Source organism: Vibrio sp. Isolate30 (assembly GCF_022397975.1).
Classification (GTDB): Bacteria; Pseudomonadota; Gammaproteobacteria; order Enterobacterales; family Vibrionaceae; genus Vibrio; species Vibrio fortis.
Map to the genome: position 1 here is coordinate 20,158 of NZ_JAKEUS010000001.1, position 18,489 is coordinate 38,646.

16 protein-coding genes are annotated in these 18,489 nt (G+C 42.5%); 3 read left to right on the top strand and 13 right to left on the bottom strand.

Annotation, left to right across the window (positions count from 1 at the left end; genetic code table 11):
* Positions 1-27: 27 nt before the first annotated feature.
* The 10 genes from L1D60_RS00125 to ompW form a co-directional block, all read right to left on the bottom strand.
* Positions 28-480 carry an HIT family protein gene (locus tag L1D60_RS00125; protein WP_239839174.1) on the bottom strand — a complete coding sequence of 151 codons (453 nt, stop codon included), beginning with the start codon at positions 478-480 and terminating at the stop codon, positions 28-30.
* On the bottom strand, positions 473-2,047 hold the full coding sequence (locus L1D60_RS00130; RefSeq protein WP_239839175.1) for an AMP-binding protein: 1,575 nt from the start codon (positions 2,045-2,047) through the stop codon (positions 473-475). Before L1D60_RS00130 ends, L1D60_RS00125 begins: the two co-directional genes overlap by 8 nt.
* Complete coding sequence (locus tag L1D60_RS00135; protein WP_239839176.1) at positions 2,034-4,082, bottom strand: alpha/beta fold hydrolase; 2,049 nt, start codon at positions 4,080-4,082, stop codon at positions 2,034-2,036. The genes L1D60_RS00130 and L1D60_RS00135 overlap by 14 nt, the downstream gene beginning before the upstream one ends.
* The gene (locus L1D60_RS00140) at positions 4,075-4,335 is read right to left on the bottom strand and encodes a hypothetical protein (protein WP_239839177.1); all 261 of its coding nucleotides are present in this window, start codon (positions 4,333-4,335) and stop codon (positions 4,075-4,077) included. The genes L1D60_RS00135 and L1D60_RS00140 overlap by 8 nt, the downstream gene beginning before the upstream one ends.
* Positions 4,332-5,192, bottom strand: coding sequence for a diiron oxygenase (locus tag L1D60_RS00145; RefSeq protein ID WP_239839178.1), 861 nt, complete (start codon positions 5,190-5,192; stop codon positions 4,332-4,334). The genes L1D60_RS00140 and L1D60_RS00145 overlap by 4 nt, the downstream gene beginning before the upstream one ends.
* 26 nt (positions 5,193-5,218) lie before the next feature.
* Positions 5,219-6,922, bottom strand: coding sequence for an AMP-binding protein (locus L1D60_RS00150; protein ID WP_239839179.1), 1,704 nt, complete (start codon positions 6,920-6,922; stop codon positions 5,219-5,221).
* 432 nt (positions 6,923-7,354) lie between these two features.
* Positions 7,355-9,268, bottom strand: coding sequence for a TRAP transporter fused permease subunit (locus L1D60_RS00155; RefSeq protein WP_239839180.1), 1,914 nt, complete (start codon positions 9,266-9,268; stop codon positions 7,355-7,357).
* Between the two features lie 74 nt (positions 9,269-9,342).
* Complete coding sequence (locus L1D60_RS00160; protein ID WP_032553426.1) at positions 9,343-10,275, bottom strand: TAXI family TRAP transporter solute-binding subunit; 933 nt, start codon at positions 10,273-10,275, stop codon at positions 9,343-9,345.
* 215 nt (positions 10,276-10,490) lie between these two features.
* Positions 10,491-12,236 (bottom strand): choice-of-anchor I family protein, encoded by a 1,746-nt coding sequence (locus L1D60_RS00165; RefSeq protein ID WP_239840414.1) that lies wholly within the window; start codon positions 12,234-12,236, stop codon positions 10,491-10,493.
* 287 nt (positions 12,237-12,523) lie between these two features.
* Complete coding sequence (gene ompW, locus L1D60_RS00170) at positions 12,524-13,165, bottom strand: outer membrane protein OmpW (RefSeq protein ID WP_239839181.1); 642 nt, start codon at positions 13,163-13,165, stop codon at positions 12,524-12,526.
* A gap of 398 nt (positions 13,166-13,563) precedes the next feature.
* On the opposite strand from ompW, the gene glgC reads away from it, so the two are divergent.
* The 3 genes from glgC (at position 13,564) to L1D60_RS00185 (ending at position 15,960) form a co-directional block, all read left to right on the top strand.
* Positions 13,564-14,781: a glucose-1-phosphate adenylyltransferase gene (gene glgC / locus L1D60_RS00175; protein ID WP_239839182.1), complete on the top strand. Its 1,218-nt coding sequence runs from the start codon at positions 13,564-13,566 to the stop codon at positions 14,779-14,781.
* Positions 14,782-15,248: 467 nt separating this feature from the next.
* Positions 15,249-15,605: a ribosome-associated translation inhibitor RaiA gene (gene raiA / locus L1D60_RS00180; RefSeq protein ID WP_239839183.1), complete on the top strand. Its 357-nt coding sequence runs from the start codon at positions 15,249-15,251 to the stop codon at positions 15,603-15,605.
* 199 nt (positions 15,606-15,804) lie between these two features.
* Complete coding sequence (locus tag L1D60_RS00185) at positions 15,805-15,960, top strand: DUF3012 domain-containing protein (protein WP_150868545.1); 156 nt, start codon at positions 15,805-15,807, stop codon at positions 15,958-15,960.
* Between the two features lie 138 nt (positions 15,961-16,098).
* On the opposite strand, the gene phnE (L1D60_RS00190) is transcribed toward L1D60_RS00185, so the two are convergent.
* Genes phnE (L1D60_RS00190) through phnC form a run of 3 tightly spaced genes read right to left on the bottom strand, consistent with a single transcriptional unit; the run spans position 16,099 to position 18,460 of the window.
* Positions 16,099-16,902 (bottom strand): phosphonate ABC transporter, permease protein PhnE, encoded by an 804-nt coding sequence (phnE, locus tag L1D60_RS00190; RefSeq protein WP_032553432.1) that lies wholly within the window; start codon positions 16,900-16,902, stop codon positions 16,099-16,101.
* On the bottom strand, positions 16,902-17,702 hold the full coding sequence (gene phnE / locus L1D60_RS00195; protein WP_239839184.1) for a phosphonate ABC transporter, permease protein PhnE: 801 nt from the start codon (positions 17,700-17,702) through the stop codon (positions 16,902-16,904). Before phnE (L1D60_RS00195) ends, phnE (L1D60_RS00190) begins: the two co-directional genes overlap by 1 nt.
* A complete protein-coding gene (gene phnC / locus L1D60_RS00200) occupies positions 17,690-18,460 on the bottom strand; it encodes a phosphonate ABC transporter ATP-binding protein (protein WP_239839185.1) in 771 nt (256 codons plus the stop codon). Before phnC ends, phnE (L1D60_RS00195) begins: the two co-directional genes overlap by 13 nt.
* Between the last annotated feature and the right edge of the window lie 29 nt (positions 18,461-18,489).

Genomic DNA, 18,489 nt, shown 5'->3' on the forward strand with positions numbered 1-18,489 from the left:
GATTTAGGTCCTTATTTAATAGCTAAGTCAAAAATGACTTTTCAGTTTTTGAGACACTTTTAACAAACGTCTCTTTGAAACGGTCGGGTTAATAAACCTTGTAAGTAATCGCCAGTAAAAGTTAATGTTGTCCCATTTCCTTCGGGGAATTATGTGAATATGAGCATGAGGAATGTGCTGTCCTGAATATTTTCCATTGTTTACCACCAATGTATAATCATTGACATCATCAAATGCCTCAATAACTTTCTGCCCCAACTTCTTAGCGAACGAGAACAACTCCTTGTATTCATCATCATGTAGCTCTTCAAGATGAGAGACGTGACTTCTACTGAGAATAAGTAAGTGACCTTCCATTATCGGACGTATGTCAAGTACAGCTTTCAGACCGTTAGACTTCGCAATGAGGAAGTGAGCAGACTGATCACGATTAATCTGACAGAAAATACATGATTGAGTGCCAGTAAAAACTCTATTCATTGACTTTCAACAGCTCCGTAATGGCTCTACGATCTAACTTTCCACTACTGTTTATAGGAAGGTTATCTAAAAACGCGATGGTATCGGGCACCATATATGTAGGTAGCGCCGAACGACAAAGTTCAACTAGATCCTGGGAACTTAAACCAAGCTCGTTATGACACAAAGTTAAACCAGTACACACCTTTTCTCCATAAGGGTACGGAACGACTACAATCCGGTCTGAACCAGTAAAACGCCGGATCAATGATTCAATTTCTTGTATCTCTACGCGATAGCCTCTGAGCTTAACTTGATGATCGATACGTCCATGGAAGTATATTACTCCATTAGAGTCAGAGCTCGCCAAATCTCCGGTCTTATAAAGTCGTTGAACAACGCTATCATTGCATGGTGACCATTCTATAAAAACTTGGTTTGTTTTATCACTATCTGTCCAATACCCATCGACAACCTGAGGCCCTGTTAAATAAAGTTGACCCACTTCACCAAACTCGACAGGGAGCAGCTCATCATTCAAAATAACACAGCGGTTTTGGCCAAAAGGCTTTCCAATTGGGACTATTGGATGCGCTTCTTCATCGTCTCTATTAACCCTAAACAAAGTAAACGCAATAGTTGCTTCTGTTGGCCCATACAGATTGTCCAATGTTGAGTTTTCAGCCAAACAACTCCAGTCGTCAACAACACTGTCCGTTAAAGCCTCGCCGCAAAAAAGGCTATGTTTCAATGTTGGCATCTTTTCAAACTGAAAACGTTCCCCCATTGCCTGCTTCGCAAATGTCACCATTGATGGCGTGGAAAACCAGACTGTTAACTTATGGGTGTTAACAAACTTAGTCGGAAGCAACTTATCAAACTCAGTGGCTGCATATAGGCACCCACCAGTGGTCCAACAAACAAAAATGTCATGAACCGATAGATCAAACGTAAAATCGAAAAACTGACTATGTCTATCTAGATGATCAAAGTTGTACAGTGAAGTAATACCATCTAAATAATTAAGTAAGTTCTGCTCATTAACTGGTACACCTTTTGGTAATCCTGTACTACCTGAAGTGAACATTAGATAAACATAAGAACTTTGCAAATTATCAAACTTTTGTTCATTGCTAACTGAAGTACGCTCACAACGTCTAGAACCTATTTTGAAGATCTCATCCTTATGGATATCCATAGATAAATCATATGAACGAATAATTTTCAGCTTCCTATCACACAAAGGTAATAGATACTCTAGTAAGTCAATGCTTTCTTCATCGACCAATAAAGTACTGCATCCACTCGTACGAATAATTGAGGCAATCTTCTCAACAGGAAATGTATTGTTGAGAGGAATGTAAGTTATTTTAGATAACGTGCAAGCAAGTATAGAAGCATAACCGTCGAACGATTTTCCAACCAGTAGTAATGCATTGGGTTTTTCTAGCTGCTGTAAAGGTCGCGCCAACTGACTGGCGCGGCCTTCAAGCTGCTCATAGGTATATGTTACGTTTTTTACCCATAATGCAGGTCGTTCTCGGTGTGCTTGAAAAGCTTGCTTAAGTCGAAGACTAAGCTGGAACACCTTCTTGATCCTTTTTAAATTGAACGATAAATTGAATGATTGACTTCGCAAGAGAGCTGTCATAGTAATGAGCAAAATGACCACTATCTTCTAACATTAACAATCGACCATTACTCAGACACCTAGACAGCTCAACAGCAGATTCAGGATGTGTAATTTCATCGCTCTGGCAACCAACAACTAATACCGGTTGATGAACATCACTTGTATATGCATCGTCTCGTTCATTAAATAGGTTGTTCATCATATTGGCATATCGGTACAACATTTCACTGTTTTGATAAGGTAGGCTTGTCATTGCCATTAATCTCGGGTCAGTGCTACTTATTACCGAATTGATTGCTTTTTTATCGTCAGCATCTCCTTGGATGTTTCCATATATCAACTGACAATATAGTTCTGCATTTCTTCGAGACGAGCTAATTTTAGGGAGAAGACTCTTCAAACTTTGTTCGAATTCACTTACTGGTAACTTTTTTTTCTTCAATGAAATTCCACCATTTAAGAGTACTGCAGAAGAAAAACGAGCAGGAAATGCACTCAAGGCTCGCAGTACAACTTGGACACCACTGCTCCAACCTATCGTTGAAGCTTGTTTAACACCGAAGGAATCGAGTACGCTTATCGCATCCTTTGCATGCGTTAATGAGTGACACTTTTCTAATTCAAAACCTTGAGTAATTCCAGGCACCCAACGGGTATCCCAAGTGATAACGTGATAATCTCGTGACAAGCGAGAGGCGAGAGGTTGCATAAAATCAACTGGCATCCCATATGCGTTAGCAATAATGATCGTCTCTTTGTTAGGTGACCCCATGCTATATACAGTTAGTAAGTTACCATCCCAAGTCTTTACTTGATGACGTTCAAACGAATCATCGCTACCTTCAAGAACAAGTTCTTCTTGAAACATACGGATATAGTTATTCATAACGTTTAGTGACATTGGCTTATGATGAGGCAATGAACGTTCAAAAGATTTCAACGTGCCATAATATCCTTCATAAAACTCTGTTCTTCCATCAAACATTGATTCAAGTGTTGTCGTTTCACTATCTCTAGAATCAACAATGTCAATACAATCCGTTCCTATGTGTTGTTCACATTGTTTAATCACGTCAAAGATCCTTAAGTTTGAAGGATTTACAGAATGATAAATAGGTTGTGTACCAAAATTAATTGATCGTAGATATAGTAAGTCTGCTACTACCTGATCGACAGGAATAAAATTGCCAACAGCTTTGGGATCGCCTACAAGTCGAATTTTATGGTTTAACTGAGATAACGTTGATTTGATCTGATACATCTCATTAAAAAATCCATACAAACCAAATCGAGTTCCTCCACTGCGCTGAGTCAATACTGGGCCCAAAACAATGGAAGGCCTGACTATCGTGGAAGCAATCCCCATAGATGCGGTATATTGTGAAACTAACTTTTCCGCATAGCACTTACTCTGTTCGTAATAGTTGGTAAACTCTGTACCCTCGCTATGCAGTTGCTCCTTTATTGAGCCGCTAGTTTTACCTGCGGTATATGCTGTTGATATATAAATAAATCGCTTAACTTTCAACTTTTTTGAAACATCCAGTAAGTTTTGAGTACCTATTAAGTTTGTCGCATCAATTTTATTTTGGTCTTCCCAACGATAAGATAAACTTGCTGCGAAATGCCATATTTCAGTTATATTTTCTTGTTGTAACTGTATTATCTGCTTTTCACTGAGACCTAATCCTTGTGACTTGAGGTCTCCTCGAACACATACGAGCTTCCGCTCTAATTCATCTTCTGGGATATCCGGCAGATCATAACTTTGTGCACAGGATTTTAAGTTGTTTTTAATGCGCGAAAGTGCCTCTTGTTCAGATTCTCCCCTAGATAGAACAAATACTTTACCCGAAGTATGTAACTTCCAGTAAAGGTAATTACCTCCTAAAAAACCTGTCGCTCCAGTTATAAAAATAGATTCTTGACTATCATAAAGAGGTTGTTTAATAAGTTCGATTAAATTGATCTGTTGACTTTTATTAGACATATTGGCTTTCATCCTCAAAAAAATATTTTTTTACCGAAGCTAAGTTTTTCACTTTATCATGAAGATTTTCATCAACTTCAATAGTCAATCCTGTTGACTGTTCGATAACCATTAAGAACTCAACAAAAATAAGAGAATCTACAATTTTGTTTTTGATTAAATCAGTATCGTGTGCAATTGGTGAATTTAATTTTGTTCGTTTTTGTAGCCATTCACACAACTCCAAAAATCCCTGTTCCATTTTATTACTCATTGATAAGCTTCCTCCAAAGGTATACCGCACCTAATGAGCAATCGAGTGACATGTTTTAATAATTTCTCTCGATGGAATTCCATGCGCACAGGATTGGTCATCAGCTCAGTTCTCAGTGCTAATGGATCTAATATCCCAGCATCACGATATGCAGATGTGTTATAGAGTGCTCCAATATTAATATCTATCGATGTTTGTAGCTGCTTCGCTAACATTTGAGGACTTCCCTCACCTTCAAGCGCTGCTGGAGCCAAGTATTCAAGCAGTTGACGACCATATGCTATATGTCTTGATTCATCTTTGTAGTGCTCTTCATTTATTTCTCTTATAAAAGGGTGAACACGCTCATCTTTAGCATTAACAATATTATAATGGTGGCCAATTTCTTCAAAAATCAATATTCTGGCGAATATTAAAAACTGCTCTTCGGAAGGCGTTAATACTGGATTTTCTAATTGAAACTTTCTATTCGGATAAACTGTATTGGTATAGTCTTTACAAAACTTATGAAAATACCACATATGCTGATTTTCTTCGTCAATTAAATGAAAAAGATATTCTCTAGCATCTTTTAGTGTAACTTTATTCAATACTCGGCTTACCTCATGTATCAACTCCAACTCTCCGGTATAATTGAGGCTAAAAGTATTGACGCACTCCCATTTAGATAACTTTTTAAGTTGTTCTTCAGAAAAAATTTCGAATTTTTCAGTAAGACTAACACTTAAAATATCTGGAGATTGCCACCATGAGTCATCTTCAATATTTTGTGGCCAATTAAAAAAGCTAAATGCATAGTTGTGCTTATTCACAGACAACTTAGATAAGTTGTCTGTCCTTCTTAATAGCTGTGACATTGTTAGTTCCGTCTAATTTAGATTATTTATGCGCTTGCAGATACTCGTTTAGAGTAAGCGGTGCTAGAAGACTTATCTTTCTCTGTTAATTTACTTTCAATGATTACCTCATAAGGCAAGTTCAAGTTAAGTAAGTGTTCATAACGTTGTTCAATTTGGTCCCTTTTAAGCTTCAACGTAGGTGTTAGCAAGCCATTCTCAATACTCCATGGCTGTTCCACAACAATCAGGTGATCGAGTCTTTCATGGGCTTCTAATTCTCTGTTTACTTTCTTTAAGGTAGCTTTCAGTTCTTTTCGAACATGGGCTGCGGTACTAGGTGTGCCTTCACCTAAAACAACTAATGCAATCGGCTGTTTTCGACCAATCCCCATGACGCATACTTGCTCAATATCTGGATTCCTACCTAAGCTGCTTTCAATGGGAACAGGTGAAACGTACTTTCCTTTACTCGTCTTAAACTGTTCTTTTACTCGTCCAATAATTCGCCATGAGCCATCAGCATTAAGCTCAGCTTTATCACCCGTCTTAAACCAACCCTCTTCAAAAGCGGCTTTGGTGGCTTCATCATTTGCGTAATATCCCGAAAAGACAGCATCCCCTTTGATCAGAACTTCACCTTCTTCAGACAATTTCATTTCTACACACGGTTGAGGCGTTCCAATTGTTCCAAGGTGCTCGAAATCAAAAGGGACATTGCTGCACGATAGGCCTGACGTTTCTGTCATCCCCCAACCTTCGCCGATACTAATACCGATCTTGTGGAACCACAGGAGCACTTCTGGGGAAATAGGTGCACTACCAGATCCAAATAAAACCGTGTCTTGAAGTCCTAGGTTTTCACGTATTTTACGCGCGACAATTTGGCCAATAAACGGGATTTTTAGTAGCAGCTGTAAACGGTTATTAGGCATCTTAGCTAAGATCTTAGACTGGAACTTGGTCCATAGTCTTGGTACGGAAAGGAAAGCCGTTGGACGAGCATATTTAACATCTTCAATGAAGGTATCAATTGATTCAGTAAAGAATACTTCAGCGGGATTATAAATCGATGGAAGCTCTACCACACAACGCTCAGTGATATGAGCTAATGGCAGGTAAGACATAACGCGAGTTTCCCCTGGTTGAAAAAATATCTCACTGCCAGATGTTGCTGACGACGCAACGTTTAAATAGCTAAGTTCAACTCCCTTTGCCAAACCAGTGCTTCCAGAGGTGTAGATGATCGAAAAAGTATCGTTAAGGCTAGGGGAATTAATATTTTCAAGTGGCGTTAACATCGACAACCAAGCATGCCAATCAAGCTTACCGTCGACTTTAGCGCTAGGCATTGCTATGGTAACTAACGATTCAGATATAGCTTTACTAAGCTCTATGGAATCATCAAGCTTGCCAATAAACATCGCTTTAGCGCCACTATGTTCCAATACGTACTTTATGTTGTCTGAACTTGCTGTAGGGTAAATCGGGACACTAACTAAGCCAGCCATCATTATCGCTAAGTCACATATGTACCACTCTGCCGAATTTTTAGCGATGATCGAGACTTTGTCCCCTTCGATGAGCCCACAATCGAGCAAACCTTTTGCGACTTTCCGAGCTGTAATATCTGCCTCAAGCCACGTATAGGTATGCCACTCTCGTTCAACAGGTTGGTGCAGCCACACTTTGTCGGGGTGCTTTTTAACATTAATTTTCAACTGATCTAACGGCGTACGATAAGTTGTCATAATTAAACTTTCCTTAATTATTAAAAGGTGTCTGATCTTAAATTCAACAAGAACGCAGCACTGCGATAAATTTAAGCTCTCCAAAATCAGATGGATATTTAACCACCACTTGGTCTGACCACATTAATTTTGAACAACATTTGATCAACAAATATTTAACATTCAACAATCAATCTGAGATATGCAACAGCAACATTCCGCTAAAGAAATGACAGTTTTATAAATTACTTGGCTTACCTATAAAACTAATGGGAAAACTCGGGGTACATTTGTTGCCTGAAAATAGTCACGTTTAATAGAGAAGCAGTTTTCTCTAAATCTAAAAGTTAACTAGGTTAAAACAAGGCAATGGTTTTACGCGATTTCGTAGTAAACAAAAAGGGATCTGAACATTCAGATCCCTTTCTCATATTTATATAGCGTTAATACAGATTAGGCTTGTTGAGCAACCTCACGGCTGCGCCATTGAATCACTATTAGGCCAATAATAATGGCGATACCCAGAGGACCTAAGCCGAACGGGTTGAGGAGTAACAGTGGGATGGCTAGCAATGCCACCAAACGCTCAACCATATTCAGTGAACGAATCAGATAACCCTCAATCGCAATGGCGATAGCGACAATGATGGTCAGTGTTTGAACGATAGAGAATAGCAGCGCTGGCATACCATCGTTCGGGTTCACGATGCTGGTGTAGGCCATCATGATTGGGATGATGAACAGGCCGCCCGCTAGCTTGAATGCCTCTACGGATGACTTCATTGGATTCGCATTAGCAACACCTGCACCAGCAAAGGCTGCAAGCGCAATTGGTGGCGTTACGTTAGAAGTCTGCGACAACCAGAATACGATAAGGTGAGCCGTTAACAGAGGTAAGCCAAAGTCTGTCAGCATTGGCACCGCCATCACCGCGAGTACGATATATGCCGCGGTTACTGGTAGACCCATTCCGAGAACCAAGGCTACCAAGCTGATTAAGCCCAATGCGATGAGCATGTAGCCGCCAGAAAAGTCCATTACAAACTGGGTGAACTGAAGACCGATACCTGTCTGCCCAACTACACCAACAATAATGCCAGCAGCACCACAAGCCGCAGAAATAGGTAGCGCCATTAACGCACCATTCTTCATGCCTTCGATGAACTTCTTCAGACCAATACGGCTATGTTTGCGAAGTGCAGCTGTCATTAGAATCGCGGTACAGCCCGCTACACCCACCAGCAGTGGCGAGTAAGCCATCATCAACAACACAGTAATGAGAATCAACGGAATAAGGTGATGCGCACCGTCTTTCATCACGGCAATCACCGCTTCAGTTTTGCTGACAGCTTGCAGATTCAATTTACACGCCATCAGGTGAACGTAGAGCAGAGTACAGAAGAAGTAGAGTATCGCTGGCGCAATTGAAGCAATCATGATTTCGCTATAAGGCACACCGGTAAACTGCGCCATAACGAACGCACCCGCCCCCATGATAGGAGGCATGATCTGCCCACCCGTTGAGGCAGCCGCTTCAATACCCGCGGCTTGCTCTGGTTTATAGCCAAGCTTCTTCATCATCGGAATGGTGATAGAGCCAGTCGTCACTGTGTTTGCAATCGCAGATCCTGAAATAGAACCTAAACCTGCAGAAGCCAGTACTGCCGCTTTAGCTGGGCCGCCACGGTATTTACCTGCAATCGAGAATGCGAGATCGATAAAGAACTTACCTGCGCCCGTGACTTCAAGAAAAGCACCAAACAACACGAAGATGAATACCGTTGTCGCAGCAATGCCGAGTGCTGACCCAAATACGCCATTTGCAGAATAGATCTGGAACTGGATCAGCTCTTGTAAACTGTATGCCTTAATTGCAAAGCCACTTGGTAGCATGTCGCCCAATGCACTGTATGCAAGAAATAGAGCTGCAATGAACACCATCACCCACCCTACCGTACGTCGACAGCCTTCCAGTAACAATGCCAATAAAGTACAACCAGCGAACATATCGGCAAACTGAAGACCATAGAATAGATGGTTGATATCGTTGTAGTCGAAGATCCACAAACGGTATCCTGCAAATACCACCACGCCACACAAGATCACATCGATAAGCTTACCGACCACAAAAAACTTGTTCTCACGGTTGGTAATCAACGGATAGTGAAGGAAGATCAATACCAGCACCCAACACAAATGAATAGGTCTGAAATAGGTCGCGGAAATGGTTGAACTAACACCCTGCCAAATTTGAAAAACCGACAATGCCACCGCAACAACCAGTGTTAGGTAACCCATAACATTGACCAGTTTTTCGTACGGAAGCGTGTGTGAAGAAGGGTGTTGATTATCAGGAGTAATATCCATATTAATGCCTGTTGGATAAGAACGAATTGATAAAAAAGGGTAAGTGAGAGATCACTTACCCTGAGGTAGATGTATTACTTGCTGACTGAATCTAGGTACTTTTGAGCACCAGCGTGTAGTGGTACACCTTGTAGTCGAGACGCGTTTTCTGGTGTTGTCATTTCTGCCATTTTCACCACTTTACGAATGTCACCAATGTTTTCAAAGGCCGCTTTCGTTAGGTTGTAGGCCATGTCATCACTCATATTCGCGTTAACCACCAACACGTTCCAAACGCTCAACGTTGATACAGGATCAACCTTATTGTAAACACCCGCTGGGATGTCATAAGCGCTGTAAGCTGGGTACTGCTTCATGAAATTTGCGCTCTCTTCGTCTGAGATCGAAAGCACTTTAATATCATGAGTTAGCGCAATCTGAGTCACCGCGCCTACGCCTTGACCGCCAACGATAAAGCCAACGTCAATTTGACCATTTGCTAATGCGTTGGTCGTTTCTGAGTAGTTTAGGTAAACCGCATCAATATCTTTTTTAACATCAATACCCATAGACTCTAGTAGTGCCGCCGATGTTACCGCCGTACCACTTGCTGGTGCACCTAGAGAAACACGCTTACCTTTTAGCTGTGATAGAGAGTCAATACCAGAATCTTTAAGCGTGATGGTATGAACTAGGTTTGGATACAAAGCAAACAGGGTTTTCACAGGCATTTTTTTCGGGAATTTACCCTCACCGTTGTACGCATCCAGAACAACGTTACCCATAGCAATACCTGCGATCATATCGCCACGTACTACCTTAATCGTGTTCTCTACCGAAGCCGCTGTCACTTCCGCTTTTGCATTCACATCAGGCACGTTTTCAGACCAAACCTTAGCCAGAGCACCACCAAATGGATAGTAGATACCACTTTGACCACCAGTACCGATTGAGTAGTTTTCAGCACTTGCCATTGCAGGTAAAATCGCGAATAAAGCCACTAATAAATTACGTTTAAGCACAATCATCTCCTTGATTATTAAACCGTAATTAGATCTAAACCTAGCTACAGGTTTTATTAACTGATCGTTTTTCGAACCGTTTAAAACATTACTCTGCGACCGAATATTGTGCAATAAATTACAGTGCAAATGTGAAACAAGTGTTAAATTGATCACTTATCAATAAAAAAGGGCAAGCCTAAGCTCACCCTTCCATTTTCAACAAATATTATAAGTTGAGATTAAAACTCAATTTGAAACACCGATGTAGTACCACTTACTTCGTTACCAACCGCGATAAAATGTTGGCCTGAACGACTAAAATACTTGATAGATTCAGGTCCTAAATCTCCCGCTTTCGGATTATAGGTATCGTTGTCACAATCCCCATCTTCATCAACCTGAGTGCACACCGGTTGAGAGAAGTCTCGATTATTGAGGTAGCTAATGAAGCGACTCTCTTTAGGATCGGTAACGTCGTAAACCATAATGCCACCATGGCGCTCTAGGCCAATAAAGGCGTAATGTTTACCATTGATGTTCGCAACTTCAATCGCTTCAGGCTCCACACCTTTATCATCACTGCGATCATCACCACTCATGTTATTGTCATTGGTGCTGTTGAAGTGCTCTGGTTGTTGCTGGTAAACGATTTTCGCAAAGTCGTCACCGCTATCAAACACCAACTCGCCAGCTTCATTCCAGATAGAGAATGAACGAGAACCAAACGCTTGAACTTTTTGGTCAGCTTGCAGCGTCTGTTGAGGCTTAATTACTTTTAGACGAGCCAATTTCTTGTTGTCTTTAAGTGCATCAGCCAATGGGTGATCATCAACGACATCCAACTTTTTACCGCGAACTTCATCAACGTAAGCGATACAGAAGTCCTCTTCTGTCGCATAGTCAGCGGTACCTTGGTAATCATCACCGTCCCACTTGTAGCCTAACTCGTCACACACTTTTTGCGTGGTATCGATACCGTACTCTCGGCCATCCCCTTCATTAGCTGTTAGAATAAAAGTCTCACCGTTGACGCTGTAGCTCGCAATGCTGTCAGGCATGTACAAGCCTTCAAGCATCTCGTAGCTTTGGAAATTACCTAGCTTTTTATCTTTGTTGGATGCATCTAATTCAAACTCGGCCCAAGATTTACCGCCCAATCCAAAGATGGCATCAACGCTTGCAGATTCAACATCAATCGCGGCTAACGCGTTGTTCTCTTGCAGCGCGACATAGAGCTTGCCGTTGTCAGAAAAAGTCAGGTATTCGGGCTCAAGGTCTTGAGCTACAGAAGCGTTCGGTACAGAGATACGGACTTTGTCGGTCAATTCATTATGACGCGCTTGTCCTTGATTGAAGTCTTTGAAATCAATTTGAGTGACAACGGCATCTTGTGGACCATTGATCAAATCGATGAGCGTAACGCTTCCTTCAGGGTCAATGGTGTAATCAGCATTCGGCTCGCCTTCGTTAGCTGTTGCTAAATAGCGGCCGTCTTTTGAAAAGCTCACCATATCTGGGAGAGCACCTGCGCCATATGTGGTAATAAGTTCCAATGTATCCGAGCGATAGAGTGCGACTAAGCCGTTCGCTTGCTTATCTGCGTTTTCGATGGCAACCGCCACCAAGCCATGATGAGTAGAGACACTGTTCGCGGCACCAATATCGATACCCGCAGCCTGCGCGGCTAATTGAAGATCAATCGAACCTTCGCTGGTCGGTTTACCACTTTCATCCAAAGCAAGTACATCGACCTTCTTCGCTTGTGCATTCACAACATACAATTTATCGGTACACGCATCGTAACTCACGATCTCAGCCGCAGACGTGTCAAAAGGGGCATTTGCTACTGACGTCCCAATGAGACGAAGCCCAGTCACTTCAGCCGAAGACGAAACTGGCGCTGTCTGAGTCTGACATTGATAACCAAACGCAGCAGGCGCAGAAAATGCTGCATCTTGGATTGATGTTGACTGTGAACACCCCATCAGCGCAAGCGAGACAGAGACGGAAGTAACAAGTTGAGTGGTGTTGAGATTAAATCCAGTGAGTTTTGACACGTGCTTTTTCATAAATCCTCCATGAGCGAGAACCGCAATCCTAGAGGGCTTATATGACAGAACGCAGACAACGAGGTTACTAAAAAGTTACATTGATAGATCAGTTATATATTTATTCATTATCGACCAAACAAAAAAACGCCCAAGCTGGCTGGTGCTTGAGCGCTTAAAGTTAAAGCGATGGACTAATTAGAACGACTTAAAAGTGCGTCAAATTAGAAGTTGTAACCGCCACCGATCATGAATACCCATGGGTCGATATCTACATCAGTTTTGAACGTATCTGTCGCTGTTTTGTATGTTGCAGTTGTACCGATGTCTGCGTACCAAATTGAAGCGTTTAGGAACCAATCATCATTGATCATGTAGTCCATACCAATGTTTGCTGCTAGACCCCAAGAGTCGTCTAGAGATACGTCTGTCAGGCCTGCATTTTTACCTGTCCCAGTTAAAGACTCATCAAAGAATACCGTGTAGTTGATGCCTGCACCCACGTATGGGCGGAAGTCACTCTCAGAGTCACCGAAGTAGTATTGAACCATGAACGTTGGTGGAAGGTGCTTAGTTTCAGCTACTTCACCAACACCGTTTACAGAGATACCGTGAGAAAATGGAGTCGCTGCTAGTACTTCGAAGCTGATGTTGTCCGTAAACATGTAACCAAGCGTTAGACCTAGTTGCGTATTTGAATCTACAGAGAACTCTAGAGCAGAGCTGCCTAGAACGTCACCGCTGCTGTCGTTTGGAGACACGATAGCAGCACCTGCACGAACGATGAAGTCGCCTTCGCTGTGAGCAAGAACGTTAGCAGACATAAGGGCTGAAAGAACCGCAATACCACATACTGTTTTTTTCATTATTATTTCCTTTTGTAGGGCTTACTTATTGATGAGTCAGTAATCATTTCTTATTTTGCGTGCAAGGTAGCACACAATAACCCTACATTATTGATGGAAATCAATTTGTGAAAAGTTATGAGTATTTATATAAATTTATTTAACCTCGATCACTCTATACACCCAATTTATTGACACTTTTGTAATGCAACTTTCCCGTGCATCATTTTGTTAATGAAGAGCACCAACAGTCTCCTTGCACCAAACCTGTGCAAAACACCCCCTTACCCCCACTCGTTGTGCCGTGCTGGTGCACTTACGCTTCAAAGCTCGCAGTCATTACTATAATTCAATAACTTACACATGGCTCAATGCTTGCAATGATCTTGGCATAATCATAAATACATTGAGGTTCTGACATGCAAGACACTCTAACTATCGTCCTCGCAGGCGGCGTAGGTTCTCGGCTTTCCCCATTAACAGACAACCGTGCAAAACCCGCTGTTCCATTTGGAGGTAAATATCGAATCATCGACTTCACGTTAGCAAACTGTTTACATTCAGGGCTGCGACAGATTCTTGTACTCACCCAATACAAGTCGCACTCCTTACAAAAACACTTACGTGATGGCTGGTCGGTACTCAACCCTGAGCTTGGCGAGTTCATCACCAATGTCCCTCCACAAATGCGTACTGGAGACAGTTGGTACAGTGGTACAGCTGATGCCATCTATCAGAACTTATACTTACTCTCTCGCAGTGATGCGAAACATGTCGTGGTGCTTTCTGGGGATCATATCTACCGAATGGATTACGCGCCGATGCTAAAACAGCACAAGCAGACCGAAGCGGACTTAACAGTAGCGTGCATGGAAGTGTCGATTGATGAAGCGAAAGAGTTCGGGGTTATGGAAATCGACGAATCCCACCAAATCCAAAACTTTACTGAGAAGCCACGATACCCAGCGTGTGTACCTGGTAGACCAACTCGCAGCATGGCATCAATGGGGATCTATATCTTTGATAAAGAGGTGCTGACCCGTGCCCTATTGGATGATGTTGAAGATCCAAACTCTAGCCATGATTTTGGTAAAGATGTCATCCCGAAACTGGTGAACTACCAGAGTGTTTATGCCTATAAATTTGGTAGTGAAGAGGGTCGAGTGACACAAGACGCTTATTGGAGAGATGTCGGCACGATTGACTCCTACTACCAATCCAATATGGATCTACTTAAGCCAGTATCCCCTATCGACCTTTATCAACCGGATTGGGCAATTCGTACCTACGATCAACAGCTGCCTCCAGCTCGTACCATTGCCTCTGTTGAGGGTAATCAAGGTATATTTATCAACTCTATGATCGCCAATGGTGTAGTGATTGAAGGCGGTTCAGCGCAAAACTCGATTTTCTTCCCCAAGGTGAAGGTTGAGAACGCCGCAATTGTGATCGATAGCATTCTGTTTGAGAATGTTGAGATTGGCAAAAACTGTCATATTCAAAACTGCATCATCGACAAGCATGTGAAGGTGCCTGCGGGAACCGTGATTGGTGTCGATAGCAAAGCCGATGCCGAGCGATTTCATATTTCCAAAGAAGGGGTCATCGTGGTGCCCTCATCTTACCAATTCGATTGATGAGACATTTCCCACGGATAATATTGAGGCAGTCATTACGCTGCCTTTTTTATTGAATCATATCTGCTTAATGTTCCTCGCACACATCCATGATAAGCCGCATAAAACGCGAAAACTGGAACAGGAATATTAAAAGCTGTGATGCCGACTGACGGTTTTCGGACTCAATATAAGCGCAAAGTAAGCAGTTGTATAAAAAGTGACTAATATTGAGAGTAATTGGCTTGAAGGGATAAATTACTGCCGGGGAGAGACAAACTAGAGTAATTCGTCTGGTATGGTGCGAAAATAAACATGTATCAAAATCACGAGACATAATATGCGCACTGTTTTGGTGACTTTCAAGAGTCAAACTACAGATTATTTGATAACACTGAACTCAATCACACATGTGTATTTCTGCTGTTGGTTAATCTAACGGATGTTTGCTACGTTTAAATGACACAGTCATTGGAAAGGTATGATTTATGAAAGTAAACGTTCAAACACATCACGTATCAATTAACGACGACTCACGCAAAGACATCGAAGGCAAGTTCGATAAGATTGCTAACCACTTTCCATCACTGATCAGCTGCGACATCATCATCACAAAAGAGCACAACCAACATCAAGTTGAGGTATTCACAAACTACGAAGGTGTGCGTGTAACAGCCAAAGCGACAGACGATATTATGTACCCTGCCGTTGCCGCAGCAATCAAGAAACTCGAAACGGGTCTAAGCAATAGAAAAGGACAACTTAAAGCCGATCTTCATGCAAAACCGACTAGCACTAAGCCAGAAATTGCGTCTGACATCATTCAAGAAATGAAGCTAGTTTAACTCGGCATTCTTTCACCATATAAGGTGAATTGATAAGGAAAACAGAATATTAAGAGCCAGCCTACGCGCTGGCTTTTTTGATCGACAAACGAAATTGCCTTAAGGGCCTAAACCATACAAAGTATTGGCGATGTCACCAATAGCGAGTAGTATGGAATCCATTATCGTTATGGAACAATGCAATAAAAGGATGTTTATTATGAAAAAGATCGCACTTGTACTTTTCTTAGCAAGCCAATTGATGGCCTGTACTGAGGTAGGCAGTGAAGCTTGGTGTACAGATATGAAAGAGAAACCAAAAGGCGATTGGACCGCAAACGAAGCCGGCGACTTTGCTAAACACTGCGTATTTTAACACTATGCAGCTGAGTAATCCGCTGCAGTAAGCCTAAAAAAACGACCCTAGGAAGACCGAGACTCCTAGGGTCGTTTGAGCTTAATAAGGCTAGACAAAAGCTCTCAATCACACAGTTTTACGTTAGGGAATACCTCATTAGATCAGTTTGTTACGAATATGAATCACGACTGCTTCCGCGATAATCACGACCGCAAAAATACTCACCAGTACCATTGAAACCTTCTGCCACTCAAACAAGTTCTGAGCATCATTCAGTACCACACCAATGCCACCAGCGCCTACCAAGCCAAGTACTGCAGACTCACGAACGTTAATGTCCCAACGGAACAGAACAATCGAATAGAACGCTGGCATCACTTGTGGCCAATAGCCTTTCAATAAGACACTCATCCAAGATGCGCCAGTCGCACGTAAAGCTTCAATTGGCCCCATGTTCACTTCGGCAATGGCTTCCGCTAACAGCTTCCCTACAAAGCCTACACTGCGGACGGCAATTGCCATAATGCCTGCAAGAACACCGGGGCCAAACAGGGCGATGAAAAGCAGAGCCCAAACTAGAGAGTTCACTGAACGTGAAGAGACTAGGAAGAACTGAGCGATCCAATTCAAACTTTTATTTGGCGTGATATTTGGCGCATTTAATAGCGCTAAAGGTATCGCAAAAATGAGAGTAAACAGCGTGCCAAGCGTTGCGATGTGCAGCGTCTCAATCATCGCGTCATGAATGGTCGTTGGATAAAACCCGTAATCCATCGGCAACATACGTTGAAACATGTCCGCAAACTGTGCAGGCGCGTCATACAGAAACTCAGGTATCACTTCGACAGTTTGCCAAGACCACACAATCGCGCTCACCAAACTCAGATAAATGGCAAATCGAGCGATGCGTTCATTAGGAGTAAATCGCTGCCACTCTCTATCAATAGATGCTGTTGTCATCAGAAAATTCTCCTAACGATATTGGAAAGAAATTCACCTACAAGAATCAAAGCGATAATGGTGATCAAAATAGCCGCGACAAAGTCGTAGTCGAAGCGCTGGAATGCGGAGAACAGTGTGCCACCCAAACCACCCGCACCAACGATGCCAACCATGGTTGAGTTACGTAGATTTGAGTCCAACTGATAACTAGCAAAGCCAATAAAGCGAGTGAATACTTGTGGCATTACCGCGTACAGAATCACACTCACAAAGCTTGCTCCTGTCGCTTTAATCGCCTCTACCGGTTTAAAAGAGATCTCTTCAATTGCTTCGGCAAACAACTTGGCGATGAAGCCGATTGATGCGAACACGAGTGTCAAAATCCCAGCCAGTGCACCGAAACCCACCGCCTTTACAAACAGAATCGCAATGATGACTGGATGGAAAGAGCGGCATAGTGCGATAAAGCATCGTATTGGAGTGGATACAATGGATGGCATCATGTTTCTAGCGGCTAGCAAACCCAAGAAAAGAGAGATAACGATGCCAAAGAAGCTCGAAATGATCGCTATCTGCAAGCTCTCAGCCAATCCACTCAACAGTAAGTTGGTGCGTGAAAAATCTGGCGGGAACATACGCGATAGTAAACGCTCACTTTCACCAAAACCGATAATCAATCGTTCAAGCGTTAAACCCAGTGTCGAAAAGCTGTAAAAGAGGTAAGCGACAATCGCCACCACAATCGCACGGTTTGTCCATGACGCTTTGAATGGGTTCTGGTATTGAGTCTGCGATGAGTTTGAGGTTAATCCAGCCATGACTCACCTCCGTAGATGATCTTAAGGTCATCTTCTGAGATACCTTCAGGGCTGCCATCGTAATGCACCTTGCCATTGCACATACCGATGATGCGCTTGGCGTAGCGCTTCGCCAGACTCACATCGTGAATATTAACCAGCACCGGAATGTTCTTCTGCTCGGCGAAGGTTTCCATCAATTCCATGATTTCTACCGCTGTTTTAGGATCCAGCGATGACGTAGGCTCATCGGCCAATAAGATGTATGGGTCTTGCATAACTGCACGAGCAATACCAACACGCTGTCTTTGACCACCAGATAGGCTGTCTGCGCGCTGGTTGGCGAAATCTTGAAGGCCAACAAATTCCAGCAGTTCAAACGCTTTTGCAAGGTCTTGTGAAGAGTAGTTACGACGCCATGCGTTCCAAGCCGTCATGTAACCTAATCGGCCACTCAGTACGTTCTCAATAACGGTCAATCGTTCTACTAGGTTGTACTCTTGAAAAACCATTCCGATGTGACGACGCTGTTTACGCAGCGCTTGACCTTGCAGCTTTGTCAGGTCAGAGCCATCAAAAAAAATCTCACCCTTACTTGGATCATTTAGACGGTTGATACAACGAAGCAGTGTACTTTTACCCGTACCTGATGGGCCAATAATGGCGATGATCCCTGGTTCATCGATATCGATATTAATTCCTTTAAGGATCGGCTTCCCTGCTACGTATTCGTGATACAGGTCGTTAATCTTAATTCCGTCATAGCTAGCTACGGCCATACTGCGTTTCCTTGTGCAAATTTAAAATG

Bases quoted from the DNA above. Each gene is read 5' to 3' on its own strand.
- ompW (WP_239839181.1), bottom strand. From the start codon at position 13,165: ATGAAAAAAACAGTATGTGGTATTGCGGTTCTTTCAGCCCTTATGTCT.
- phnC (WP_239839185.1), bottom strand. From the start codon at position 18,460: ATGGCCGTAGCTAGCTATGACGGAATTAAGATTAACGACCTGTATCAC.
- L1D60_RS00165 (WP_239840414.1), bottom strand. From the start codon at position 12,236: ATGGGGTGTTCACAGTCAACATCAATCCAAGATGCAGCATTTTCTGCG.
- raiA (WP_239839183.1), top strand. From the start codon at position 15,249: ATGAAAGTAAACGTTCAAACACATCACGTATCAATTAACGACGACTCA.
- L1D60_RS00150 (WP_239839179.1), bottom strand. From the start codon at position 6,922: ATGACAACTTATCGTACGCCGTTAGATCAGTTGAAAATTAATGTTAAA.
- L1D60_RS00125 (WP_239839174.1), bottom strand. From the start codon at position 480: ATGAATAGAGTTTTTACTGGCACTCAATCATGTATTTTCTGTCAGATT.
- L1D60_RS00185 (WP_150868545.1), top strand. From the start codon at position 15,805: ATGAAAAAGATCGCACTTGTACTTTTCTTAGCAAGCCAATTGATGGCC.
- L1D60_RS00140 (WP_239839177.1), bottom strand. From the start codon at position 4,335: ATGAGTAATAAAATGGAACAGGGATTTTTGGAGTTGTGTGAATGGCTA.
- L1D60_RS00135 (WP_239839176.1), bottom strand. From the start codon at position 4,082: ATGTCTAATAAAAGTCAACAGATCAATTTAATCGAACTTATTAAACAA.
- L1D60_RS00145 (WP_239839178.1), bottom strand. From the start codon at position 5,192: ATGTCACAGCTATTAAGAAGGACAGACAACTTATCTAAGTTGTCTGTG.
- phnE (WP_032553432.1), bottom strand. From the start codon at position 16,902: ATGACAACAGCATCTATTGATAGAGAGTGGCAGCGATTTACTCCTAAT.
- phnE (WP_239839184.1), bottom strand. From the start codon at position 17,702: ATGGCTGGATTAACCTCAAACTCATCGCAGACTCAATACCAGAACCCA.
- L1D60_RS00155 (WP_239839180.1), bottom strand. From the start codon at position 9,268: ATGGATATTACTCCTGATAATCAACACCCTTCTTCACACACGCTTCCG.
- L1D60_RS00160 (WP_032553426.1), bottom strand. From the start codon at position 10,275: ATGATTGTGCTTAAACGTAATTTATTAGTGGCTTTATTCGCGATTTTA.
- glgC (WP_239839182.1), top strand. From the start codon at position 13,564: ATGCAAGACACTCTAACTATCGTCCTCGCAGGCGGCGTAGGTTCTCGG.